The organism is Streptomyces sp. NPDC001219, assembly GCF_053597915.1.
Genome location: NZ_JBSFJF010000044.1, coordinates 1 through 23,816 on the forward strand (window position 1 = coordinate 1; position 23,816 = coordinate 23,816).

Below are 23,816 nucleotides of genomic sequence, written 5' to 3' on the forward strand. Positions count from 1 at the left end.
CTGCCGCTCCTCGACCTCTTCGCGCGCGGCGGCGCCCTGAAGTCGTCCTGGTACGGCGACTGCCTGCCCAGCCGCGACTTCCCCGTACTGATCGACCGCTACCTCAGCGGACGGCTCGACCTGGACGGGTTCGTCACCGAGACGATCGCCCTGGACGAGGTGGAGTCCGCTTTCGACACGATGCGTGACGGCCGGGTACTGCGCTCCGTCGTGGTCCTGTAACGGCGTCACACCACCCCGGCGGACCACCCCGACCAGCAGGAGGAGGGACATGTCCCGTACGCCCGCCCACCGTTCCCGTGTGGTTGTCATCGGTGCCGGCATCGTCGGCTGCTCCCTTGCGGAGGAGCTGACCGCCCGCGGCTGGACCGACGTCACCGTCCTCGACCAGGGCCCGCTGCCGGCCCCCGGCGGCTCCACCTCGCACGCGCCCGGCCTGGTCTTCCAGACCGGCCCGTCCAGGACCATGACCGGGTTCGCCGCCTACACCGTCCGGAAGTTCGGCTCCCTCGACGTGGACGGACTGCCCTGCTTCAACCCCGTCGGCGGTCTGGAGATCGCCACCACCGAGGCCCGCTGGGCGGATCTGCACCGCAAGGCCGGGCTCGCGGCCTCCTGGGGCGTCCGCGGCGAACTGATCGGCCCGCGGCGGTGCAAGGAGCTGTGGCCGATGCTCGACGAGACCGCGCTGTACGGCGGTTTCCACACGCCCGACGACGGCCTGGCCCGCGCCGTGCTCGCCTGCCGCGCCCAGATAGCCCGGGCCGGGCAACGCGGCGCCCGCTTCCTGGAGCGGCACACCGTCACCGGGATCGAGCGGGAGGACGGCCGGGTCACCGGCGTCACCACCGACCGCGGCTCCTTCCCCGCCGACCATGTCGTCTCGGCGGCCGGCTTCTGGGGCCCGGTGATCGGCGCGATGGCCGGGGTCGACGTACCGCTCCTGCCGCTGGCCCACCAGTACGCGACCACGGAACCGCTGCCCGAGCTGGCCGGCGTCAACGACCCACGGGACGAGGCGAGCAAGCCGATCCTGCGCTTCCAGGACCGCGACCTCTACTTCCGCGAACACACCGACCGCCTCGGCATCGGCTCCTACGCCCACCGCCCGATGCCCGTCGACCCCTTCACCGTCGCCGCCTTCGACGACGCTCCCGTGATGCCGTCCTCGCTGCCCTTCACCGGGGACGACTTCGCGCCGAGCTGGCAGGACAGCGTCGGACTGCTGCCCGCACTGGGCGCGTCCCGGGTGGCCGACGGCTTCAACGGGGTCTTCTCCTTCACCCCCGACGGCATGCCGGTGCTCGGCGAATCCCGTGCGCTGCGCGGCTTCTGGCTCGCCGAAGCGGTCTGGGTCACCCACTCCGCGGGCGTCGCCAGGGCCGTCGCCGAGTGGATGACGGACGGCCGGCCCTCCGTCGACATCCATGAGTGCGACCTGAACCGCTTCGAGGACGCCCAGCGCTCGCCCGCCTACCTCGCCGACCGCGGCGCCCGGAGCTTCATCGAGGTCTATGACGTCATCCACCCGCTGCAGCCCGTGGAGCAGCCGCGGCCGCTGCGCACCAGCCCCTTCTACCCGCGGCAGCAGGAGCTGGGCGCGTACTTCCTGGAGGGCGGGGGCTGGGAGCGGCCGCACTGGTACGAGGCCAACGCCCCGCTCGCCGAAGGGCTCCAGCTCCCCGAGCGGGACGCCTGGTCGGCCCGCTACTGGTCGCCGATCGCCGCCGCCGAGGCCCGGGCCACCCGCGAGAAGGTCGCCCTCTACGACATGACCCCGCTGCGCAGGCTGGAGGTCACCGGACCCGGCGCCCTCGCCTTCCTCCAGCGCATGACCAGCAACAACCTCGCCAAGAAGCCGGGCGCGGTCACCTACACCCTGCTGCTGGACGAGGCCGGCGGTATCCGCTCCGACCTCACCGTCGCCCGGCTCGCCCCGGACCGCTTCCAGGTCGGCGCCAACAGCGGCTCCGACCTCGACTGGCTGCTGCGGCACGCCCCCGACGGTGGGGGCCCCTCCCGCTCGAGCGAAGCCGAGAGTGGGGGAGTCCAGGTCCGCGACATCACCTCCGGCACCTGCTGCATCGGCGTCTGGGGCCCGCGCGCCCGCGACCTGGTCCAGCCGCTGACCCGCGACGACTTCTCGCACCAGGCCTTCGGCTACTTCCGGGCCCGGCAGACCCACCTCGGGCATGTCCCGGTCACCGCCATGCGCCTGAGCTACGTCGGCGAACTCGGCTGGGAGCTGTACACCACCGCCGACCTGGGGCTGCGGCTGTGGGACACGCTCTGGGAGGCGGGCCGCGAGCACGGGGTGATCGCCGCCGGGCGCAGCGCCTTCAACAGCCTCCGCCTGGAGAAGGGCTACCGCGCCTGGGGCCATGACATGACCACCGAGCACGACCCCTACGAGGCCGGCGTCGGCTTCGCGGTCCGCCCCGCCAAGGGCGACTTCCTCGGCCGGGCGGCGCTGGCGGGCCGGAGCGAGGAGACCGCGTCCCGCAGGCTCACCTGCCTCACCCTCGACGACCCCGCGGCCGTCGTCCTCGGCAAGGAACCCGTCTGGGTGGACGGCACCCCCGCCGGCTATGTCACCTCCGCCGCCTACGGCTACACCCTCGGCCGCTGCATCGCCTACGCCTGGCTGCCGGCCACCGCGGCGGTCCCCGGCACCGCCGTGCACATCGAGTACTTCGGGGAGAAGATCCCCGCCACCGTCGCCCAAGAGCCCCTCTTCGACCCGCAGATGGAGCGCATCCGCAGGTAGCACCAAGGGCATCCCGTCCGTGGTCCACCGGTGATCCGCCCGCCTCCGTACGCAGAAGGAGCAACCGCATGGCTCCCACCCACGACGTCATCGTCCTCGGCCTCGGCGGCATGGGCAGCGCCGCCGCCCACCACCTCGCCGCCCGGGGCGCCCGGGTCCTGGGCCTGGAGAAGTTCGGCCCGGTGCACAACCGCGGCTCCAGCCACGGCGGTTCCCGCATCACCCGGCAGTCCTACTTCGAGGACCCCGCGTACGTACCGCTGCTGCTGCGCTCGTACGAGCTGTACGAGAAGCTGGAGCGCGACACCGGGCGGCAGATCGCCACCCTCTGCGGCGGGGTGATGCTCGGCCGCCCCGACAGCCGTACCGTCCGCGGCAGCCTGGAATCCGCCCGCCGGTGGGACCTCCCGCACGAGATGCTCGAACCCAGGGAGATCCGCCGCCGCTTCCCGACCCTCACCCCCGCTGAGGACGAGGTCGCGCTGTACGAGGCACGGGCGGGCCTGGTCCGGCCGGAGTTCACCGTCGCCGCTCATGTCCAGCTCGCCGGCCGGGACGGCGCCGAGCTGCACTTCGAGGAGCCGGTCACCCGCTGGGAGGAGCTGCCCGGCGGCGCCGGGGTCCGCGTCCACACCCCGGAGAACACCTACACCGCAGGGCAGTTGGTGATCTGTCCCGGGGCCTGGGCGCCCCGGCTGCTCACCGACCTGGGCGTCCCGTTCACCATCGAGCGGCAGGTCATGTACTGGTTCGCCCCGGACGGCGGCACCGCGCCCTTCGTCCCCGACCGGCACCCGATCTACATCTGGGAGGACGACCAGGGCGTTCAGGTCTACGGGTTCCCCGCGATCGACGGCCCCGACGGCGGCGCCAAGGTCGCGTTCTTCCGCAAGGGCACCGTCTGCACCCCCGAGACCATCGAACGCACCGTGCACGACGACGAGGTACGCGCCATGGCCGACCAGATGCGCCCCCGCATCCCCGCCCTCCCCGGCCGCTTCCTCAAGGCCGCCACCTGCATGTACTCCAACACCCCCGACGAACACTTCGTGATCACCCGGCACCCCGCGCACCCGGAGACGGTGACCGTCGCCTGCGGGTTCTCCGGGCACGGCTTCAAGTTCGTCCCGGTGGTCGGCGAGATCGTCGCCGATCTCGCGCTGACCGGTGCCACCGCGCACCCCATCGAGCTGTTCGACCCCCGCCGGCCCGCCGCCGCGGCCGCTTGAGGAGAGCCTCCATGACGACCACACCCACCGAGTCCTCGCCGACGGCACCCACCGCACCGCCCGCGACCGCCCCGAGCCTGATCGCCACCCTCGCCGGTCACCACTACACCGACCCCGGGATCTTCCACCAGGAACAGGAGAAGATCTTCGAGCGGCTGTGGTTCTGCGCGGTCCGCGCCGCCGACCTGGAGAAGCCCGGTGCCTTCCGCACCGTCCGGGTCGGCCGGGAGAGCGTGCTGATCACCCGCAACCGCGCCGGTGCGCTGCGCGCCTTCCTCAACGTCTGCCGGCACCGCGGCGCGCAGCTGTGCACCGAGGAGTCCGGCGAGGTCCGCCGCAACCTCCAGTGCCCGTACCACGCCTGGACCTACGACCTCGACGGCCGCCTGGTGGCCGCCCCCAACCTCCAGAAGATGCCGGACGTCGACCGCACCGAGCGCGGTCTGGTCACCGTGCCGCTCCGCGAGTGGCTCGGCTACGCCTGGGTGTGCCTGGCCGACGAGCCGCCGTCCTTCGAGGACACCGTGATCGGCGCGGCCGTGGAACGGCTCGGGGACACCGCCTCCCTCGACCGCTACCGCACCGAGGGCCTCGCCCTGGGCAAGCGCCTCAGCTATGACGTGCGCGCCAACTGGAAGCTCATCATCGAGAACTTCATGGAGTGCTACCACTGCGCCACCATCCACCCCGAACTCACCGACGTCCTACCGGAGTTCGCCGACGGCTTCGCGGCCCAGTACTACGTCGGGCACGGCGCCGCCTTCGCCGACGAGGCCACCGGGTTCACCGTGGACGGCACCGAGGGCTTCGGGCGGCTCCCCGGCATCGAGGACACCCAGGACCGCCGCTACTACGCGATCACCGTCCGCCCGCAGGTGTTCGTCAACCTCGTCCCGGACCACGTCATCGTCCACCGGATGTTCCCGATGGCCGCCGACCGCACCGTCGTCGAGTGCGACTGGCTGTACCTGCCCGAGGTCGTCGGCTCCGGCGCGGATGTCTCCAAGTCCGTCGAACTCTTCCACCGCGTCAACGCCCAGGACTTCGACGCCTGCGAGCGCACCCAGCCGGCCATGAGCTCCCGCGCCTACCGCGACGGCGGGGTCCTGGTGCCCAGCGAGCACCACATCGGCGCCTTCCACCGGTGGGTCACCGACTGCCTGGGGGCGGGGGTGGCCGATCCGTGACCTGAGTTAGGGTCAGCCCCCGTTGACGTCCGCGCACTTGCGGGCGCGATACAAGGGGGAACGCACCATGAACCTGTCGTTCGAGCGGCCACCGGCCTACGACCTGGGCGCGGACGCGGATCTCGGCCTGTGGCTGGCCGAGTGGGCGGAGTTCGCCGACCGGATCGTCCATCTCGGTCCGGACGACGGCCGGGACCACGGGCAGCTCTGCTGGGACGTGCTGGCGCCCACCGGTCTGCTCGCGCCGCACTGCCGGGAGTGCCGGCGCCCGCACGGCGGCCCGCGGGGACCGCAGCAGATGGCGTCCGCCCTGCGCTGGGACATCCCGCCGTCCGAGGTGTCGCCCTGGCTCGCCGCCACGCTCATCCGCGATCTCGTCTACACGTCCGGCGGGGACGGCCCGATGCGCCCCGTGGCCGACGCCCTCGGCGACGGGCTGGCCGAACTGCTGGGCCCCGACGCCCGGTGGCGTGCCAACGGCTTCGCCGCGTACCGGGAGGGCGCCGGGGGAAGCGTCGGGTGGAACCCGGTCACCGAGGCCACTTTCGACGCCGCCGTCGTCGGCATCGGCGGTGGCCATGCCGTGGTCGTCGTGGCCACCGGCGAGGACTGACCCGGCAGTTCGGCCCCGGTGCGGTGGTGCGGCGAGGGGCCCGGCCTCAGCCGTCGTCGCGCCGGCGCCGGGGCCGCGAGGACGGCTCCAGCGGGCCCGGCGGTGGGGCGAGGCTCGACGGGGGGATGTCGGAGGCCTCGAACGCGGGGCCGGGGGCGAGGACGTCGTCGCCGTACAGGTCCTGCACCCAGTTGTCGTGGTAGACGGTGTCGAGGTAGCGCTCGCCGAGGTCCGGGGCGATGGCCACCGCCGTCCGGCCGTGCGCCTCGTGCCGGGTCAGCCAGTCCGTCGCGCCGCTGACCACGGTGCCGGTCGAGCCGCCGAACACGAAGCCCTTCTTGGCCAGCCGGTGGCAGGTGCGGATGGTGTCCGCCTCCGCGACCCGTACCACGTCGTCCACGTAGGACTCGTCGAGCAGCGGCGGCTGGACGCTCATGCCCAGACCGGGGATCATCCGGTGGCCCGGGGTACCGCCGAAGGTCACCGAGCCGACACTGTCCACGGCGACGATCTGTACCGGCCGGTGCCACTCCCGGAAGTAGCGGGCGCAGCCCATCAGGGTGCCGGTGGTGCCGGCGCCGACGAACAGCAGGTCCAGTCGCGGGAAGGCGCGGGCGATGGCCGGTGCCGTCCGGCGGTAGTGCGCCTTCCAGTTGCTCGGATTGGTGTACTGGCTGAGCCACAGGTACCGGTCGTCGGCGGCGCACAGACTGCGGATGTACGCGAGCCGGGCGCCGAGGAAGCCGCCGTTGGACTCCTGGTCGGCGACCACCTGCACCTGGCTGCCCAGGGCCTCCATCATCAGTCTGGTCGCCAGGTTGCAGCGGGAGTCCGTCACACACAGAAAGCGGTAGCCCTTGCTCGCCGCGATCATGCTGAGCGCCACGCCGAGGTTTCCGGACGAGGACTCGACCAGGACCGTGTCCGGGCGCAGGTCTCCCTCACGTTCGGCGGACTCCACCATCTCGGTCGCGGCCTTCAGCTTGATCGAGCCGGCGAAGTTGAAGCCCTCGCACTTGAGGAAGAGCGGGTGCCCGATGATCGGCCGGAGGTCGACATAGAGCTCTTCCTCGTTGAACGCGTAGGGCGCCGTGATGACTGGCACGATGGTCTCCTCACCTGCGGCAGCGAGGCCCCGGACGGCCGGGGTCCCGGCTGCTCATCCGTATCGCCGCAGTTCGTGGAAGAAGCCGTCGACGACCTGGAGCTCCCCGGACCGGACCACCTCGTCGTAGACGTACTTGCCGACCGCGAGGTCGAGCACCCCGAGGCCGAACGGGGAGAAGACGGCGGTCCGGCCGGCCGGCACCGCGACCCGGCCGGCCAGCACGTCGTCCAGCGTGCCGTGCAGGAACTCCCGGCCGCCGGTGAGCTGTTCGGTCAGATGCGGGGAGGTGGCGGCCCGCAGGCAGTGGTCGATGTCGTCGACGATATTGGTCGAGGTCAGCAGGATCTGCGGGGCGAGGTCGCGCAGCGACACATGCAGCACCACCGGGTGGTGGGCGAACCAGGAGACCTCGTGGACATGCGGCTCGGGGGCGACGGTCGCGAAGACCACCAGGTCGCTGGAGCGGATCAGCTTCTCCGCGCTCTGGTGCACCGTGACCCGCCCGGTGGTACGCCCCTGTTCCAGGTAGAGACGGAAGCCGGCCGCGCTCTCCGCGGACAGGTCGTGCACGCCGATCTCGTCGAACGACCAGCCGGTCCCCTCCAGGAACGTGTGGATGTAGCGGGCGATCAGGCCCGCGCCGAAGAACCCGACCCGGGTCGGGCGGGGGCGCCCGCGGCTGAGCCGGTCGGCCGCCGCAGCCGCCGACGCCGCGGTCCTGGTGGCGCTGATGATCGAGCTCTCCAGGCAGGCGAACGGGTAGCCGGTGTCGTAGTCGTTGAGGATCAGCACGGCCGACGCCCGGGGAATCCCGGCGGCCACGTTCGGCGGGAAGCTGGAGATCCACTTCAGTCCGTCCACCCGGGCCGTTCCGCCGATGGAGGCGGGCAGCGCGATGATCCGGGAGGACGGGCGGTCGGGGAAGCGCAGGAAGGACGAGGGCGGGTTCACCGTCTCGCCCGCGCCGTGCAGCCGGTAGGTGGCCTCCACGACGTCCACGATCTCCTTCTCGCGCCCTTGCAGCGCCCGGTGCACCTGGGCACCGGAGATCACCGCGAAGGACGGCGCCGGGGACGGCTCGGGGGAGGCGGGCCGGGACGGGGTGGGGCGGACGGTGGTCATGGGAGAGTCACCTCAACGGTCGGTGAGCAGTCGGCCAGGCGCACCGGGTCGGCCAGGGCGACGACGACGTCCCGCGGCCCCTCGAAGGGCTCCCTGCTGTGCGCGGTACGGACGTTGTCGACGAGCAGCAGGTCACCGGCCTCCCACGGCCGGCGTGCGGTGTGCGCCTCGTAGACCTCGTTGAGCAGGTCCACGACGTCCTCGGTGAGCGGTTCGCCGTTTCCGTAGTGCGTGTTGAACGGCAGCCCGTCGGGGCCGTATTCGTCGATCAGGTAGTCCCGCACCTCGGGCGCCATCGTCCAGGCGTTGAGGAACGCGATCTGGTTGAACCAGCAGCGGCGGCCGCTGACGGGGTGGCGCAGCACGGCACTGCGCCGCTGCCGGGTGCGCAGACCGCCGTCCGGCTGCCAGGCGCACTCGATGGCGTGGGTGCGGCAGTAGTGCTCGACGGCGTCCCGGTCCTCGGTGCCGAACGCCTGGTCCAGCGTGGCGCCGATCTCGGGGTGGTAGCTGCGGGTCAGCAGCCAGCCCTGCCGCTCGAACCGCTCGGTCAGGGCCGGCGGCAGCGCGTCCAGTACGGCCGCCGAGTCGGCCACCGCGGTGGCCCCGCCGGTGGTGGGGGTGCTCAGGCACGCGAACAGCATCAGCCCGGGGAACTCCAGGGTGTAGCTCAGCTCGTGATGCATGCACATCGGCTGGGTCGGCGGCCACTTCGACGAGGAGTAGACGCCCTCGGAGTAGGTCTGCCGGGCGGCGAAGGCCTCCCGTTCGGACAGCGGAGCGGCGTCCAGGGCACGGAGCACGGCGCCGACCTCCGCGGGGTCGCCGATCCCCAGCCCCCGGACCAGCACCGCACCGTGTTCGGCGACGACGGCGCGCAGCGCGTCCCGCCGTTCGGCCGCCCACCGCGCCGCGCCGTCGGTGGTCCCGGTCCGCAGCATCGGCGGCGCGCCGGGTTCCCGTTCCAGCTCGGGCGGGGAGATCGAGAGTGACGACACCATGGGGGTTCTCCTCTCAGTAGCGGCGCGGGCCGCGGCCGGCCGTTGCCCGGACCCGCCGTCGACCTGCCGGGCGAGATCGGCGAGCACCGGATAACGGGTGAGGTCCCTGACGGAGACCGCCCGGTCCAGGGAGATCGCGAGGGCCACGGCCGACAGCGAGGTGCCGCCGCAGTCGAAGAAGTTGTCCTGCCGGCCGATCCGTTCCTGCGGCATGCCGAGCACCTCGGCCCAGGCCGCGGCCAGCCGCCGCTCGGTCGGTGTGCGCGGTGCGTGGTAGTCCTCCTCGACCGCGTCGAGTCCGGCGGCCAGTGCCTCCAGCGCCCTCTTGTCGATCTTGCCGTTGGCGGTCAGCGGAAGGCTCTCCCGCCAGAGGAAGACCGACGGGACCATGTACTCGGGCAGCAACTCGCCCAGCCGGCCCCGCAGGACATCGGCGTCCAGCGCGTGCCGCCCGGAGTAGAAGGCCACCAGGCGTTTGCCGTGCCCCGCCCGCTGGGTGACCACCACCGTGCCGTCGCCGACCCCGGGCACCCGGAGCAGCGCGTTCTCGATCTCCCCCATCTCGATACGGAAACCACGGATCTTGACCTGGCTGTCCCGGCGGCCGAGGAACTCCAGCTTCCCCTCCGGGAGCCAGCGGCCGTGGTCGCCCGCCCGGAAGAGCCGAAGCCCGGGACGGTACGGGTCCGGCAGGAAGGCCAGCCGGGTGCGCTCGGGGTCGTTGATGTATCCGCGGCCGACGCAGACCCCGGAGAAGACGATCTCGCCGGGGGCGCCGAGCGGCACCGGCGCCAGATGCTCGTCCACGACGTACACCCGCACATTGCTGACCGGGCGGCCGAGCGGGACGCGCTCGCCGGCCGGCACCGCGTCCATGACCTCGTGGTTGGTGTCGTCCGAGGTCTCGGTCAGCCCGTAGGCGTTGACCAGCCGGATGCCGGGGTGGGCGGTGAACCAGCGCTGCACCAGCTCCTTCTTCAGCGCCTCACCGGTGACCGACACACAGCGCAGGTCCGGCAGTTCCCGGGGCCGCTGCGCGAGCGAGGACAGCACGACGTCGAGGTACGAGGGGACCACCTGGAGCACCGTGGCCCGGCCGTCGGCCACCGTGTCGACGAAGCGCCCCACGTCCAGCACGGCCGACTGCTCGACCAGCAGCGTCCGGCCGCCGACCAGCAGCGCCGCGAGCAGCTGCCACAGCGAGATGTCGAAGCACTGCGGCGCGGTCTGGGCGACCACCTGCCCCTCGCCGATCCCCAGGTCGTCGATCTTCGCGTAGAGGTGGTTGAGCATGCCCAGGTGCTCGCACATCGCGCCCTTGGGCTCGCCGGTGGAGCCCGAGGTGAAGTAGATGTAGGCCAGTTGGTCCGGATCGACGCGGACCTCCGGGTCGTGGTCGTCGTGGCTCGCGGCGCAGACGGCGGCGATGGAGAGGGCCTGGACCCCGGGCACCGAGGCGAGCGCCCGGTTGAGGCCGCCGGTGCTGCCGGGCTCGGTGAGCACCAGCCGGCACCCGGCGCGCGAGAGCATCAGCGCGATCCGGCCGGGCGGAAAGTGCGGCTCCACGGGCAGGTAAGCGCCGCCGGCCTTGAAGACCGCGAGGACCGCGGCCAGCCACTCCAGGTTGCGTTCGGTGACCACCGCGACCACGTCCTCGCGGCCCAGTCCGCGGGCCAGCAGGGCGTGCGCCAGCCGGTTGGCGCGGACGTCGAGTTCCCGGTACGTCCACTGCCGGCTCCCGTGCACGGCGGCGACGGCGTCCGGGTGCGCCCGCGCCCGCTCGGCGAACAGCTCGTGGAACCGGCGGTCCGGCAGCGGCCGGTGCGGACCGGCCAGGCCTTCGAGCTGCCACCGCAGCTCCTCGGCGGAGAGCAGGGACTGCCGCCGGTGCTCGGCCGCCGGATCGGCGGCCAGCAGGGTGAGCGCCGTCCGGTAGTAGCCGCCGATCCGGGCGGCGCACTCCTCGTCGAGCACCTCGGTCCGGTACCGCAGCCGCAGCAGGCCCCGGCCGTCCCGGCGGACGAGGGTCACCCGCAGCACGGTCCCGCCGTCCGGGCCGCCGTCCGTACCGGGCGGGCCGAAGACGGTCTCGGGGGACGGCCCCGCGCGCCCCGGCTCCGGGCCGTCCCCGTCGGCCGGGTACCGCCGGTGCTCCAGCAGCGCCATCTCCGCCCGGCGGGTGTCCCGCAGCAGGTCCCGCCAGGAGCGGGCCGCGGTCGAGAGCCGGCACGGCAGCGGTGTGCCGCCCGGCTCGGCGAGGTAGCCGGTCGTGACCTCGTGGTCGCCGGACAGCACGGCGAGCACCTTGGCGTGCGCCGCCAGCAGCACCGCACTCAGCGGCATCCGCAGCGTGCCGGCCAGCCGGTGCAGCGTCGTCAGCAGGCGCTCGGGCAGGACCGTCTCGTGCACGGCGGTGCCCGGTGCCGGGGCCCGGGTCCACCGCGGTACCCGGGTGAACGCGCCGTCGGTCACCGCACCGCGTCGGCGTGCGGTGCCGGCCGTCATGGATGGGGTCATCGGGTGCTACCTCCCGTCCTCGCCGGTGTCGCCGCCGCGGGTCTGCCGGGCCGGGTTCCCGCCCCACTGCGCGTGCGGCGGGACGGCCTCGCCCTTCATGAGGAAGGAGTCGGGCGCCAGCATCGCGGCCTCGCCCACCGTCACGCCGTAGTGGACGAAGGCGCCGACGCCGAGCGTGCAGCCCGCCGCGAGGGTGCTGCGGTCGGACTTGAAGGTGCCGTCCTCCTGCGAGTGGCACTGGACGACACTGCCCTGGTTGAGGGTGCAGCCGTCCCCGATGGCGGCCAGCGTCCGCTCCGTCAGATAGCAGCCGTCGTCGAAGACCTTGCGGCCGATCCGCACCCCCAGCAGCCGCCAGATCAGGTTCTTGAACGGGGTGCCGTTGAAGAACAGCAGATACGTCTCCGAGGGCACCTTCCAGAAGCGCTCCCGCCGCCAGAAGCGCCGGTCGTAGATCGAGCAGAACAGCGGGGTCAGCGGGTGGAACACCGTCACCGCCCGTTCGACCAGCACGAAGTAGACGACACCGGAGACGAGGACCAGCACGTTGGCCAGTGCGAGCGCCAGGGCGCCGAGGGAGTCGTAGAGCTCGGCGGCGACCGCGGCGAGCAGGGTGATCCAGAAGAAGTAGAGCCACCGCACCAGGAGATAGACGCCCATGGTGGCGGCGTTGTGCCGGTTCTTGGCGGCGAGGCGGCGGCCCAGCTGCTCGCCGTTCCTCAGCTCGTCGAAGGTGCTGTCGCGCTGTACCGAGCGGGGTATCTCGAAGGCGGGTGAGCCGAGCAGCCCGACCCCCTCCCTGACCTCGCCGTCGACCGGGACCATGACCTTCGTCGCGAGCAGGCAGTTGTCGCCCGTCTTTCCCCGCGAGGGGTAGGCGATCCGGTTCCCGAGGAAGTTGCGCGGCCCGATCGAGGTCCGGGAGACGCGGAAGGACGTGGCGGAGAAGTCGGCGTTCATGACGGACAGACCGTCGGCGACCATCGTCCCGCTCCCGACGGAACTCAGGTACGGGCTCTCGTGCTTGACCTCGGTGCCGAAGTTCGACCCGGTCTGTTCCACCCGGGAGAGGTCGTAGCCGAGGCACCGCAGGTAGTGCACGATGGCGGAGCTGTCGCCGAACAGCCGCATCAGGAACTTCCGGTTGGTGCTGAGGGCGATCAGCCGGTGCACCCCGTAGTGGAAGCCGTACAGGGGATAGACCCGGCCCGGCCGGATGGTGCGGCTGAGCAGCCGCGGGACCGTGGCCTGGAAGAGGAGGCCGAGGGGCACGGCGGCGAAGAAGAGCAGGGACACCGCCAGCGCGTCCGTGTAGAACGACCAGCTGCCCAGGGCCGTGGGCCCGGGTTCCAGGACCGCGGTGAGTTGCGGCGCCTCGGCCAGCAGGATGCCCACACCGCCGATCGCCAGCGGCACGTACAGCAGCAGCACGGCCGCCATCTGGAGGCAGCTGTGCAGCGTCCTGCGCACGGCGCCGCAGGCGGCCGGCTCGACGAAGCGGAAGTCCACCTCGGACCGCTGCGCCGGGGACCCGTGCCAGCTCTCGCCGTCCGGCACCATCTGCCCGCTGTGCAGCGATGAGGCGTGGCCCAGCTGGGCCCCGTCGCCCAGCGCGGTGTCGATGTCGAGCACGGTGGCCTCGCTGATGACCACGTGCTCCCCGAGAACCACCGCGCCGGTCTGGATCAGCCCGGCGCGGGCCCGGTAGCAGTTGAGGAACGCGTCCTTGCGGATGACGGTGCCGGCGCCGACGGAGAGCAGGTCGGTGCAGACCGGCACATTGCGCGAGAAGACCGCGACGCCCCGCCCGAGGTGCGCGCCCAGGGCCCTGAGGTAGAGGGTGTAGAGCGGCGAACCGACGAACAGGACCAGCGGGTTCGCGCGGATCAGCGTCTTGACGGCCCAGAAGCGGACGTACCGCAGGCTCCAGACCGGGAACTGCCGGGGCTTCCAGCGGCCGACCAGGGCCCACTTCACCGCGACGGGAACGGCACAGAGCACCAGCAGCGCGACCGCGCCGCACAGTACCGACCGCAGATATGTGTCGAAGAGCCCGGACCCGGCGCTGATCCACTCGTAGCTCCAGGCCGTCAGGACCGCGACGAGACAGCTGTACCCGAGGAAGGTCAGCAGCTGGAGCGCGCCGCACAGGACGTAGCGGGCGGTGCCCGCGACAACGGGAGCCGGAGCGGGAGGAGGGGGAGCCGGGGCGGTGGCCTCGGCCGGGCCGTCGGCCTGGAAGGACGGCGCGGAGTCCGCCAGGGCCGTCGCCAGCTGCCGGATCGTCGGATACCGGTAGACGTCCTTCATCGAGACGGCCGGCAGGTCGGCACGCTTCCTGACCCGCGCGCAGAAATGTGCCATCACCAGGGAGTCGGCGCCCAGATCGTCGAAGAAGTGCTGGTCCACCGGGGCCTGCCCGGCACCGGTGACCTCGGCGAGGGTGGCGGCGAGCGCGCCCTCGATCCCGGTGGCCGGCTCGCCGGAGGCGGTCGGATCAGGTGCCGCGCACCGGCCGGCTGACGACTCCTCCGGATACGAGGTCAACTCTTCGACCGGCTTTCCGACCATTGCGACCTCCCTGAGAAGCGCCGACGACCGTCGTCCGTCCGCCCGGTCCCGCAGGCGCTCCGGTTCGCGTCGCACGGGCAGTTCCTAATGTGTATTCGAGGCCCATGGCGACATGGATTGCCGAAAGGGGATTTTTCTCCTTACGGACGGTCTCCCGTTCCCTTGCGTCGAAGCCCCGAAGGGCGGATGACCTGCCGCTTCGCGCCCCTTACCGGTGTCTTGTGCGGGCGCTCTCCGGGCCCGTACGCGACGGGCGGGGCCCGGCGGGCGGTGCGGTGCGGCGCGCGGGCCGGGAGCGAGGCGGACTCAGCCGAACGGGCCCCGACCGGCTGCGCCCACCGTGAGGCGGCGTCAGCCTGGGAGGGCGCGGCCGACGCGTGACCACGCGGCCCGGCGAGTCCTTCCCCGGGGCACGGTCCGCAGACTGACGAGGGGACGGTTCGACACGTCGTGAGGCGCATTCCGCACACCGCATCCGAGGGGCCCCGGCTGCCGGAGCGGTCTGCCGCGGACCGTGGCGTGGACGGTCTGCTGGTGCTGGTCGCCCAGGGTGACGAGACCGCGTTCGTCGGGGTGTACGACGCCCTCGTGGTGCCCGTCATGAGCCTGGCCTACCGGATTCTGCGCGACGAGGCGCAGGCTGAGGAGGTGACGCAGGACGTGATGCTCGAGGTGTGGCGGAAGGCCGGCCGGTACCGCCCCGAGCGCGGCGCCGCGAAGTCGTGGGTCCTGACGCTGACCCACCGGCGGGCGGTGGAACGGGTGCGGGCGGTACGTGCCGGCGCGGAACGGGAGCGGAAGGCCGCGCAGCTGGCCCACCAGACCCCGTTCGACGAGGTGGTGGAGGCCGTCGAGGAACGGGAGGAACGGGCCGAGGTGTACCGCTGTCTGGCCGGCCTCGGGAACACCCAGCGCCTGCCGCTGGTCCTCGCCTACTACCAGGGGCTGACCTACGCGGAGGTCGCCGAGGCCCTGTCCACTCCCGCGGGCACGGTGAAAACGAGGATGCGCACCGGACTGCGGAGACTGCGCGTCTGTCTGGGAGGTGGCTGATGTCTGCCGTCGAAGATCCGCACGAGGCGGTCGGGGCGTATGTCCTGCACGCCCTGCCGCCCGAGGAGGCGGCCGCCTTCTCGCAGCATCTGGCGGGCTGTGACGCCTGCACCCGGGAGGCCGCCGACCTGGAGGCCGCCGTCGCGTGTCTGGCCGACGCGGAGGCGGTGGCCCCGCCCGAGGCGCTGCGCCGGCGGGTCCTCCAGCAGATCGCGACCACCGCCCAGGAGCAGCTGCTCCGCCGTGCACCGTCCCGGCACGAGGAACCGCGACTGGACCTGGAGGTCTGACCGGCGGAGGGCGGCACGCGGTGCCCGCCGCCCGGCGGCCGGGCCTGCCCCCTCCGGCCGGTGTGGTCCGACCACACGTCTTGTGTGACATAGTTTTTGCACGGGACAGTCAGGGCCGAGCCGGGGAGTTGGGGATGACCGCCGAATGGCGACCTGTGCGGCAGTCGCGCACGCATGAGCTCGTCCTGGAGCGCATCGAGGAGCGGGTGCTCGCCGGAGAGCTCAAGGCGGGCGACCGCCTGCCGCCCGAGCGTGAGCTGGCGCCGGTGCTCGGCGTCAGCCGGTCCGCGCTGCGCGAGGCGCTGCGGGTGCTGGAGACGATCGGGGTGCTGGTCGCCCAGGCCGGACGCGGCCCGGACGCCGGGGCGCGGATCGTACGGAACCCGGACGACGCGCTGGGCCGGCTGCTGCGCCTGCACTTCGCCCTGGGCAGCTACCGGCTGCACGATGTGCTGGAGGCCCGGGTGGTCCTGGAGCGCTCCAGCTTCGAGGCGGCCGCCGAGCACGCCTCGGCGGAGGACCTGGACGAGGCGGAGGCGCTCCTCGGACGGATGCGGGAGCCCGGTGTGGGGGCCGCCGACTTCAACGACCTGGACACCCGCTTCCATGTCGCCATCGCGCGCAGCTCCGGCAACCAGCTGACCTCCACGCTCACCTCGGCCGTGCGGGAGTCGGTCCGTCCGCTGATCCTGCGCGCCCTGGAGACGGCGGAGGACTGGCCCGCCACGGCGGAGGCGCTGAACGCCGAGCACACCGAGCTGCTGCGCCTGGTGCGGGCGGGCGAGGGCGCGCGGGCCGCCGATCTGGCCGAGGCCCATATCCGCGGCTTCCACGGCAGGCTGGTCGACGAGGACGCCCCGGTCGAGCAGGAGCAGGAACAGGAGTAGGGGAGAGGACGGCGTCCGGCCGCCCCCTCCCGCCCGTCCTACGGCAGCATCCAGGACAGCACCGGCAGCGACTGCAGCAGGACCAGCACGCAGAGCACCGCCAGCATCGCGACGCTGTATCCGGCGACCTTGCGCAGCAGAATCCGCTCGCTGCCGGGCTGATCCACCGCGGTCGCCGCGATGGTCAGGTTCTGCGGGCTGATGAGCTTGCCGACCACACCGCCCGTGGTGTTGGCGGCCACCAGCAGGGTCGGGTCGATGCCCGCGGTCTTGCCGGCGGTCTGCTGGAGCGTGGCGAACAGCGCGTTCGACGAGGTGTCCGAGCCGGTGACGGCGGTGCCGAGCCAGCCGAGGACGGGGGAGAGGAGGGCGAAGAGTCCTCCCGTGGCGGCGAGCCAGGTGCCGATGGCGAGGGTCTGCCCCGACTGGTTCATGACGTAGCTCAGCGCCATCACGGTGGCGACCGTGGCGATGGCGGTGCGCATGGCCCGCACGGTGCGCCCGGCGCAGGACAGGGCCGTGCGCGCGCTCATCGGGAAGCGGTCGGCGTCCTTCGCGCGGCTGTAGACCAGCATCACCAGAAGGCCGGAGAGGATCAGCAGGGTGCCGGGGTTGCCCAGGACGTCCAGCTTGTAGACCGCGCTGCCCGCCGGGGAGCCGTCGGGTGCGAGGAGGCTGCCGTACAGGCCCGGCCAGTCGGCCTGGAGGGTGAGGGAGCCGAGCAGCGCGGGCATGTCGAGGCCGCCGAGGTCCAGCTTGGCGAGCGCGAAGACCGCGATCACCAGCAGGTACGGCAGCACGGCGAGGACGGTGCGGCGGCGGGTCAGCGGTTCGGCGGCCACCTGGGAGCGCTGGTCGTCCGGTGTCGTGGGGCGCCAGAAGCGCAGCATGACCACCGCGGCGCCGAAGCCGGCGAGTGCGGCGACGACATCGGTCAGCTCGTAGGCGAAGTGGGCCGAGCACCAGAACTGGGCCGCGGCGAAGACGGCCCCGGTGACCAGGGCGACCGGCCACAACTGCCGCACACCGCGCCGCCCGTCGACGAGGAAGAGCAGCAGCTGCGGAACGAAGAGGGCGAGCAGCGGGCTCTGCCGGCCGATGACCGCGGCCAGTGACTCCGCGGGGATGCCGGTGAGGCCGCCCGCGGTGGTGATGGGAATGGCCATGGCGCCGAAGGCGACCGGCGCGGTGTTGGCGACCAGGACCGTCACAGCGGCGGTGAGCCGGGGCAGCCCGAGCGCCATCAGCATGGCGGCGGTGATCGCGACGGGCGCGCCGAAGCCCGCGAGCGCTTCGAGGAGCCCGCCGAAGCAGAACGCGATGAGCATGGCCTGGACCCGCAGGTCGCCGCGGCCGACGGAGTTGAAGCAGCTGCGCAGATCGTCGAAGCGGTGGCTGACCACGGTGAGTTCGTAGAACCAGAGGGCCGACACGACGATCAGCATCACCGGGAAGAGGCCGAAGACCGCGCCCTGGGCGGCGGACAGCGCGCCGAGCCCCCATGGCATCCCGTAGCCGAGGACCGCGACCAGGAGGGCGGCCAGCAGGGCACCGACGGCGGAGTGCAGCGCGGAGCGCCGGGCCGCCATCAGCAGCACGAAGAAGGCCGCCAGGGGTATCAGGCCCAGGAGCGCGGTCAGGGTGAGACTGCCCCCGACGGCGGCCACGTCGGGGGTGTAGGCCGCCAGAGCAGCGGACGGAGTGGTGGCCACGGAGTGCTCCTCATCGAGTTCTGCGCGCCGCCCGGCCGGGCGGGAACGTCCCGTCCCCGGCCGGCGCGGCGCCGTGTGGCTGACGCAACGGCCCTCAGTAGCCCATCGGAGATGTCGCATGTCAATAAGGTCGGACCAAACTGCGTCCTTACTTTTCTTCTGCGGTTCGAAGCGAGTATGGTCGGACCATAAGCGCCAGGGAGGCTCCATGCGCATCGCACTCTTCGCCACCTGTCTGGGAGACACGCTCTTCCCGGAGGCGGTGAAATCCACCGCGGTCCTGCTGGCCCGTCTGGGCCATGACGTGGTCTTTCCGCCGCAGCAGACCTGCTGCGGCCAGATGCACGTCAACACCGGCTACCAGCGTGAACCGGTGCCGCTGGTCCGGAACTTCGCCGAGCAGTTCGGCGACCCGTCGATCGAGGCGGTGGTGGTGCCGTCCGGCTCCTGCGCCGGCTCGGTCCGCCACCAGCACGAGGGCGTCGCCGAACGCTACGGGGACGCGGCCCTCCGCGCCGGTGTGGCCACGGTCAAGGACAAGACGTACGAGCTGTCCGAGTTCCTCGTCGACGTCCTCGGCGTGACGGCCGTCGGCGCCTACTTCCCGCACCGGGTGACCTACCACCCCACCTGCCATTCGCTGCGGATGCTGCGGGTCGGCGAGAAGCCGCTGCGGCTGCTGCGCGCCGTCGAGGGCATCGACCTGGTGGAGCTGCCCGAGGCCGACGCCTGCTGCGGCTTCGGCGGCACCTTCGCGGTCAAGAACGCCGAGACCTCCACCGCGATGCTGCGCGACAAGATGCGCCATGTCACCGGCACCGGGGCCGCGGTGTGCACGGCCGGCGACTCGTCCTGCCTGATGCACATCGGCGGCGGACTCTCGCGTCTCGGGGCCGGCACCCGGACCCTGCACCTGGCACAGATCCTCGCGTCCACCCGCACCGCGCCGCACGTCCTGACGGAGGCCGCCCGATGAGCAGTCCGACCGGCCCCGCGACGCCCGGCACCTTCCTCGGCATGCCCGCCGTGCCCCCGCGCTCCCCGTACGGCACCGGCCATCTCCGCGGCGAGCAGGCCTTCCCCCGCGCCGCCCATGACGAGCTGGGCAACGAGCAGCTGCGCCGCAACCTGGGCAAGGCCACCCACTCGATCCGCGCCAAGCGGCTCGCCGTCACCGGTGAACTGCCCGACTGGGAGCAGCTGCGCGACGCCGGTGCGGCGATCAAGACGGACACCATGAACCGGCTGCCCGAACTGCTGGAGCAGCTGGAGCGGAAGGTCACCGAGCGCGGCGGCACCGTCCACTGGGCCCGGGACGCCGTCGAGGCCAACGAGATCGTCACCCGGCTGGTGCGGGAGACCGGCAGCGACGAGGTCCTCAAGGTCAAGTCGATGGCCACGCAGGAGATCGGCCTCAACGAGCACCTGGCGGACCAGGGGATCGCGGCACTCGAAACCGACCTGGCCGAACTGATCGTGCAGCTCGCCGACGACCGGCCGTCGCACATCCTGGTGCCCGCGATCCACCGCAACCGCGAGGAGATCCGGGAGATCTTCCTCCGCCGCATCCCGGGCGTCGACCCCGCACTGGACGCCGACCCCGCCCGGCTCGCGGCCGCGGCCCGCGCGTTCCTGCGCGAGAAGTTCATGACGGCCCAAGTGGCCGTCTCCGGCGCCAACTTCGGGATCGCCGAGACCGGCACCCTGGCCGTGGTGGAGTCCGAGGGCAACGGCCGGATGTGTCTGACGCTGCCCCGGACCCTGATCACCGTCATGGGCATCGAGAAGGTCCTGCCGCGCTTCCAGGACCTGGAGGTCTTCCTCCAGCTGCTGCCCCGCTCCTCGACCGGCGAGCGGATGAACCCGTACACCTCGCTGTGGACCGGCGTGACCCCGGGCGACGGGCCGCAGGAGTTCCATCTCGTCCTGCTGGACAACGGGCGGACGGCCGCGCTCGCGGACCGTATCGGGCGCGCGGCGCTGCACTGCATCCGCTGCTCCGCCTGCCTCAACGTCTGCCCCGTGTACGAGCGGACCGGCGGCCATGCCTACGGATCGACCTACCCCGGCCCGATCGGTGCCGTGCTCACCCCGCAGCTGGCCGGGATGCACGGCGCCAAGGACGACCCCAACAGCTCGCTGCCGTACGCCTCCAGCCTGTGCGGGGCCTGCTTCGACGCCTGCCCGGTCAAGATCGACATTCCGTCGCTCCTGGTCGAGCTGCGCCACCAGCACACCGAACAGTCCGGCACCACCCCGGAGAAGCTGGCGATGAAGGCCGCGGCCGCGGTCATGAAGCAGCCCAGGCTGTTCACCGCCGCGCAGAAGGCCGCCGGGCTCGGACGCGTGCTGGCGGGGCGGGACGGCACCCTCTCCCGTCTGCCACCGCCGTTCAACGGCTGGAGCGACAGCCGGGACACCCCCGCCCCGCCCAAGCAGTCCTTCCGCTCCTGGTTCGCCTCCGCCGAGGGCGCGGCCGCGATGCGGGCCGCGGCCGAGGAAGGCGGCCGGCCCACCGACGACGATCCGCAGGAGGCCACATGACCGCGAGCGCACGGGAGACGGTGCTCCGCCGTGTCCGGGACGCCCTGACCCTCTCCGACGGGGCCGAGGTGACCGTCCCGCGCGCCTACCGCACCGGCCGTTCCCTCCCCGACGACGAGCGGCTCGCCCTCTTCGCCGACCGGCTCGTCGACTACCGGGCACGGGTGCGCACCTGCACCACCGCCATGACGGCGGAGGTGCTCGCCGAGGTGCTGCGCGAGCACGGCGCCCGGCGGATCGGAGTACCACCGGGCCTCGATCCGGCCTGGCTGGCCCGCTACGACGGGGAGACGGTGACGGATGCGGCGGAGGTGCCGGCGCCCCGGCTGGAGGCGCTGGACGGGGTGGTGACCTCGTCCGCCGTCAGCTGCGCCGAGACCGGCACGATCTTCCTCGACGGCGCCGCCCCGGACCAGGGACGGCGCGCGCTGACCCTCGTCCCCGACCTGCATGTCTGCGTCGTCGGCCGGTCGTCGGTGCGGACCGGTGTGCCGGAGGCGCTCGCGCAGCTGACGCCGGAGCACCCGATCACGATGATCAGCGGCCCCTCGGCCACCTCCGACATCGAACTGGAACGGGTGGAGGGGGTGCACGGCCCGCGCACGCTGGTGGTGGTGATCCGCACCGACGGCTGAGCGGCCGCGCCGGGCCGGGGGCGGCGCGGGCCCGGCGGACCTCACGGGGCCGGCCGCGCCGCCCGGCGCCATGCCGCCTCGCGCAGCAGCCGCAGCCCGTTGAGGCCGACGAGGACGGTGGAGCCCTCGTGACCGAGGACGCCCAGGGGCAGCGGCAGGTCACCGAGCAGGTCCCACAGGACCAGACCGGAGAGGAACACCGACGCCAGCACCAGGTTCTGGACGACCAGTCGGCGGGCCGTACGGGACAGTGCGATCACGGCGGGCAGGGCGGTGAGTTCGTCCCGGACGACGACCGCGTCGGCGGTCTCCAGGGCGAGGTCGGAGCCCGCCCGTCCCATGGCGATCCCGGTGTGCGCGGCGGCCAGCGCCGGTGCGTCGTTCACCCCGTCACCGACCATCAGCACCCGGTGTCCGGCCGCCTCCTGCGCGCGGACCGCGCCGACCTTGTCCTCGGGCAGCAGCCCGGCCCGGACGTCGGTGATGCCGACCGCGGCGGCGAGTGGGGCGGCGGCGCGGGGGTTGTCGCCGGTCAGCAGCATCGGCGTCCGCCCGGTGAGCGCCCGGAGGCCGCTGACGGTGGCCGCCGCGTCGGGGCGCAGCCGGTCGGCGAGGCCCAGCACCCCGGCGGGCGCCCCGTCGCGCAGGACCAGTACGGCGGTGTGCCCGGCCTCCTCCAGCGCGGCGACGAGGGCACCGGCCTCCGCGCCGCCCGGATCACCGGCGGTCAGCAGCCGGGCCGGGGCGCCGACCGCGATCCGCGTCCCGCCGACGGTGGCCCGGACGCCGGTGCCGGGGGTGGCGGTGAACTCCTCCACGGCCGGGAGGGCCAGGCCGCGGGCGCGGGCGGCGGCCACGACGGCGCGGGCCAGGGGGTGTTCGCCGGCGTGCTCCGCCGCGGCCGCCCAGCTCAGCAGGGTCTCCTCGGTCAGCCCGGAGCCGGGCAGCGGGCGGATCGCGGTGACCTGCGGGGTGCCCGCGGTGAGCGTGCCGGTCTTGTCGAGGGCGACGGCGTCCACCTGGCCGAGGCGTTCCATGACGACGGCGGACTTGACCAGCACGCCGTGCCGTCCGGCGTTGGCGAGGGCGGACAGCAGCGGCGGCATGGTCGCCAGCACCACCGCGCACGGAGAGGCGACGATCATGAAGGTCATCGCCCGCAGCAGCGCACGGGACGGATCTCCGCCGAAGAGGAGCGGGAGCACGAAGACGGCCAGGGTGACGGCCACCATGCCGACCGAGTAGCGCTGTTCGACCTTCTCGATGAACAGCTGGGTCGGCGCCTTGGTCCCGGACGCCTCGGCGACCATGGCCACGATCCGGGCGAGCACGGAGGCGCCGGCATCGCGCTCGACCTTGATCCGCAGCGCCCCGGTGCCGTTGAGGGTGCCGGCGAACACCTCGTCACCGGGTTCCCTGGTCACCGGCAGGGGCTCACCGGTGATGGTGGCCTGGTCGATCTCGCTGACCCCGGCCAGCACCCGGCCGTCCGCACCGACCCGTTCGCCGGGGCGCACCAGGACGGTGTCGCCCACGACCAGGTCCGCGGTGGCCACGGTCGTCTCGCTGCCGTCGTCGGCCAGCCGGGTCGCGGTGTCCGGCGCGAGAGCGAGCAGACCGCGCACGGAGTCCCGGGTGCGGGCGGTGGCCAGCGCCTCCAAGGCACCGGAGACCGCGAAGATGACGATCAGCAGCGCACCGTCCCGCACCTGGCCGATCGCCGCCGCCCCGAGCGCGGCGACGATCATCAGCAGATCGACGTCCAGGGTCTTCTCCCGCAGCGCCCGCAGCCCGGACCAGGCCGGCTCCCAACCCCCCGTCACATAGGCGACGGCGTACAGCGGAACCCACCCCCAGGCCGGTACGCCGGTGAGGTCCAACAGCAGGGCGAGGAGGAACGCGAGGGTGGCGCCGGCCGCCCAGCGGGCCTCGGCCGGCACACGGAGCCGGGGACGGCGCGGGGCCTCCGGGTCGGTTCCGGCGGCCCGGGGCGGACGTTTCAGCACGGCAGAAGGCATGACGGGACAACCCTTCGCGGGCGGGGACCGGCAGGACCACCACCGTACCGGAATAAATGAAGAGGTCTTCATTCTTCGTCGTTAGGATGACCCTCATGGGCCATGGAATGGATGACCACCGCACCACCACCCGCGAGCGCCTGGACGCCGTGGGTGCCGCCGATGTCGCCGCCACACTCCAGGCCCTCTCGACCCCCTCGCGGCTGCGCATCCTGGCCCGCCTCCGGGAAGGCCCCTGCGCGGTCGGCGATCTCGCCGCCGCCGTCGGCATGGAACAGTCCGCCTGCTCCCACCAGCTCCGGCTGCTGCGCAACCTCGGCCTCGTCACCGGCGAGCGCCACGGCCGCTCGATCGTCTACGCCCTCTACGACCACCACGTGGCCGAACTCCTCGACCAGGCCCTCTTCCACGTCGAGCACCTGCGGCTGGGCCTCCGTGACACCCCGTCAGGAGCGGCGGACATAGTCCCCGGCTGACGGCCCGCCCGCCGCCCCGGCCCGCGAGCCGGACGGAAACGCCCGGCCGGGACGGTCCGGCGGCCGGGCGGACGCGCCGGGCGTAG

Annotated in this window: 17 protein-coding genes and 1 pseudogene; 12 read left to right on the forward strand and 6 right to left on the reverse strand. The window is 72.8% G+C overall.

Annotated elements, in window-relative coordinates; translation table 11 throughout:
* The 5 genes and pseudogenes from ACWC9R_RS25225 to ACWC9R_RS25245 form a co-directional block, all read left to right on the forward strand.
* Positions 1-222, forward strand: a pseudogene (locus ACWC9R_RS25225) (S-(hydroxymethyl)mycothiol dehydrogenase); the annotation flags it as partial.
* A gap of 49 nt (positions 223-271) precedes the next feature.
* Positions 272-2,767 (forward strand): GcvT family protein, encoded by a 2,496-nt coding sequence (locus ACWC9R_RS25230; protein WP_450734743.1) that lies wholly within the window; start codon positions 272-274, stop codon positions 2,765-2,767.
* Between the two features lie 68 nt (positions 2,768-2,835).
* A complete protein-coding gene (gene solA / locus ACWC9R_RS25235) occupies positions 2,836-3,996 on the forward strand; it encodes an N-methyl-L-tryptophan oxidase (protein WP_450734745.1) in 1,161 nt (386 codons plus the stop codon).
* 11 nt (positions 3,997-4,007) lie between these two features.
* Positions 4,008-5,183 carry an aromatic ring-hydroxylating oxygenase subunit alpha gene (locus ACWC9R_RS25240; RefSeq protein WP_450734746.1) on the forward strand — a complete coding sequence of 392 codons (1,176 nt, stop codon included), beginning with the start codon at positions 4,008-4,010 and terminating at the stop codon, positions 5,181-5,183.
* A gap of 67 nt (positions 5,184-5,250) precedes the next feature.
* A complete protein-coding gene (locus ACWC9R_RS25245) occupies positions 5,251-5,796 on the forward strand; it encodes a hypothetical protein (RefSeq protein WP_450734748.1) in 546 nt (181 codons plus the stop codon).
* Between the two features lie 46 nt (positions 5,797-5,842).
* Here ACWC9R_RS25245 and sbnA read toward each other — a convergent pair whose 3' ends face one another.
* The 4 genes from sbnA to ACWC9R_RS25265 are packed head-to-tail and all read right to left on the reverse strand — an operon-like array spanning position 5,843 to position 14,115.
* Entirely contained in the window at positions 5,843-6,901 is a 1,059-nt protein-coding gene (gene sbnA, locus ACWC9R_RS25250; protein WP_450734750.1) for a 2,3-diaminopropionate biosynthesis protein SbnA, read from the reverse strand.
* 54 nt (positions 6,902-6,955) lie between these two features.
* A complete protein-coding gene (sbnB, locus tag ACWC9R_RS25255; RefSeq protein ID WP_450734751.1) occupies positions 6,956-8,026 on the reverse strand; it encodes a 2,3-diaminopropionate biosynthesis protein SbnB in 1,071 nt (356 codons plus the stop codon).
* Positions 8,023-11,544 carry a non-ribosomal peptide synthetase gene (locus ACWC9R_RS25260; RefSeq protein WP_450734753.1) on the reverse strand — a complete coding sequence of 1,174 codons (3,522 nt, stop codon included), beginning with the start codon at positions 11,542-11,544 and terminating at the stop codon, positions 8,023-8,025. The genes sbnB and ACWC9R_RS25260 overlap by 4 nt, the downstream gene beginning before the upstream one ends.
* Positions 11,545-11,550: 6 nt before the next feature.
* Positions 11,551-14,115 carry a Pls/PosA family non-ribosomal peptide synthetase gene (locus ACWC9R_RS25265; protein ID WP_450734755.1) on the reverse strand — a complete coding sequence of 855 codons (2,565 nt, stop codon included), beginning with the start codon at positions 14,113-14,115 and terminating at the stop codon, positions 11,551-11,553.
* A gap of 459 nt (positions 14,116-14,574) precedes the next feature.
* Here ACWC9R_RS25265 and sigK point away from each other — a divergent pair, with 459 nt between their 5' ends.
* The 3 genes from sigK (at position 14,575) to ACWC9R_RS25280 (ending at position 16,345) form a co-directional block, all read left to right on the forward strand.
* Positions 14,575-15,168 (forward strand): ECF RNA polymerase sigma factor SigK, encoded by a 594-nt coding sequence (gene sigK / locus ACWC9R_RS25270; protein WP_450734838.1) that lies wholly within the window; start codon positions 14,575-14,577, stop codon positions 15,166-15,168.
* Positions 15,168-15,458 carry a zf-HC2 domain-containing protein gene (locus tag ACWC9R_RS25275; protein ID WP_362612349.1) on the forward strand — a complete coding sequence of 97 codons (291 nt, stop codon included), beginning with the start codon at positions 15,168-15,170 and terminating at the stop codon, positions 15,456-15,458. The genes sigK and ACWC9R_RS25275 overlap by 1 nt, the downstream gene beginning before the upstream one ends.
* 134 nt (positions 15,459-15,592) lie before the next feature.
* Complete coding sequence (locus tag ACWC9R_RS25280; protein ID WP_450734757.1) at positions 15,593-16,345, forward strand: FadR/GntR family transcriptional regulator; 753 nt, start codon at positions 15,593-15,595, stop codon at positions 16,343-16,345.
* Between the two features lie 38 nt (positions 16,346-16,383).
* On the opposite strand, the gene ACWC9R_RS25285 is transcribed toward ACWC9R_RS25280, so the two are convergent.
* On the reverse strand, positions 16,384-18,057 hold the full coding sequence (locus ACWC9R_RS25285; protein ID WP_450734759.1) for an L-lactate permease: 1,674 nt from the start codon (positions 18,055-18,057) through the stop codon (positions 16,384-16,386).
* Positions 18,058-18,265: 208 nt separating this feature from the next.
* Here ACWC9R_RS25285 and ACWC9R_RS25290 point away from each other — a divergent pair, with 208 nt between their 5' ends.
* The 3 genes from ACWC9R_RS25290 to ACWC9R_RS25300 are packed head-to-tail and all read left to right on the forward strand — an operon-like array spanning position 18,266 to position 21,236.
* The gene (locus ACWC9R_RS25290; RefSeq protein WP_450734761.1) at positions 18,266-19,033 is read left to right on the forward strand and encodes a (Fe-S)-binding protein; all 768 of its coding nucleotides are present in this window, start codon (positions 18,266-18,268) and stop codon (positions 19,031-19,033) included.
* Positions 19,030-20,601 (forward strand): LutB/LldF family L-lactate oxidation iron-sulfur protein, encoded by a 1,572-nt coding sequence (locus ACWC9R_RS25295; protein WP_450734763.1) that lies wholly within the window; start codon positions 19,030-19,032, stop codon positions 20,599-20,601. The genes ACWC9R_RS25290 and ACWC9R_RS25295 overlap by 4 nt, the downstream gene beginning before the upstream one ends.
* Positions 20,598-21,236, forward strand: coding sequence for a LutC/YkgG family protein (locus ACWC9R_RS25300; protein WP_450734764.1), 639 nt, complete (start codon positions 20,598-20,600; stop codon positions 21,234-21,236). Before ACWC9R_RS25295 ends, ACWC9R_RS25300 begins: the two co-directional genes overlap by 4 nt.
* A 41-nt stretch (positions 21,237-21,277) precedes the next feature.
* On the opposite strand, the gene ACWC9R_RS25305 is transcribed toward ACWC9R_RS25300, so the two are convergent.
* Positions 21,278-23,254 (reverse strand): heavy metal translocating P-type ATPase, encoded by a 1,977-nt coding sequence (locus ACWC9R_RS25305; RefSeq protein ID WP_450734766.1) that lies wholly within the window; start codon positions 23,252-23,254, stop codon positions 21,278-21,280.
* Positions 23,255-23,349: 95 nt separating this feature from the next.
* On the opposite strand from ACWC9R_RS25305, the gene ACWC9R_RS25310 reads away from it, so the two are divergent.
* Positions 23,350-23,730 (forward strand): ArsR/SmtB family transcription factor, encoded by a 381-nt coding sequence (locus ACWC9R_RS25310; protein WP_450734768.1) that lies wholly within the window; start codon positions 23,350-23,352, stop codon positions 23,728-23,730.
* The last annotated feature ends 86 nt before the right edge of the window (positions 23,731-23,816 follow it).

What these genes read in the sequence shown, in the direction of transcription:
- ACWC9R_RS25230 (WP_450734743.1), top strand. Translation starts at nt 272, where the DNA reads ATGTCCCGTACGCCCGCCCACCGTTCCCGTGTGGTTGTCATCGGTGCC.
- solA (WP_450734745.1), top strand. Translation starts at nt 2,836, where the DNA reads ATGGCTCCCACCCACGACGTCATCGTCCTCGGCCTCGGCGGCATGGGC.
- ACWC9R_RS25240 (WP_450734746.1), top strand. Translation starts at nt 4,008, where the DNA reads ATGACGACCACACCCACCGAGTCCTCGCCGACGGCACCCACCGCACCG.
- ACWC9R_RS25245 (WP_450734748.1), top strand. Translation starts at nt 5,251, where the DNA reads ATGAACCTGTCGTTCGAGCGGCCACCGGCCTACGACCTGGGCGCGGAC.
- sbnB (WP_450734751.1), bottom strand. Translation starts at nt 8,026, where the DNA reads ATGACCACCGTCCGCCCCACCCCGTCCCGGCCCGCCTCCCCCGAGCCG.
- ACWC9R_RS25260 (WP_450734753.1), bottom strand. Translation starts at nt 11,544, where the DNA reads ATGACCCCATCCATGACGGCCGGCACCGCACGCCGACGCGGTGCGGTG.
- ACWC9R_RS25265 (WP_450734755.1), bottom strand. Translation starts at nt 14,115, where the DNA reads ATGGTCGGAAAGCCGGTCGAAGAGTTGACCTCGTATCCGGAGGAGTCG.
- ACWC9R_RS25275 (WP_362612349.1), top strand. Translation starts at nt 15,168, where the DNA reads ATGTCTGCCGTCGAAGATCCGCACGAGGCGGTCGGGGCGTATGTCCTG.
- ACWC9R_RS25280 (WP_450734757.1), top strand. Translation starts at nt 15,593, where the DNA reads ATGACCGCCGAATGGCGACCTGTGCGGCAGTCGCGCACGCATGAGCTC.
- ACWC9R_RS25290 (WP_450734761.1), top strand. Translation starts at nt 18,266, where the DNA reads ATGCGCATCGCACTCTTCGCCACCTGTCTGGGAGACACGCTCTTCCCG.
- ACWC9R_RS25295 (WP_450734763.1), top strand. Translation starts at nt 19,030, where the DNA reads ATGAGCAGTCCGACCGGCCCCGCGACGCCCGGCACCTTCCTCGGCATG.
- ACWC9R_RS25300 (WP_450734764.1), top strand. Translation starts at nt 20,598, where the DNA reads ATGACCGCGAGCGCACGGGAGACGGTGCTCCGCCGTGTCCGGGACGCC.
- ACWC9R_RS25305 (WP_450734766.1), bottom strand. Translation starts at nt 23,254, where the DNA reads ATGCCTTCTGCCGTGCTGAAACGTCCGCCCCGGGCCGCCGGAACCGAC.
- ACWC9R_RS25310 (WP_450734768.1), top strand. Translation starts at nt 23,350, where the DNA reads ATGGGCCATGGAATGGATGACCACCGCACCACCACCCGCGAGCGCCTG.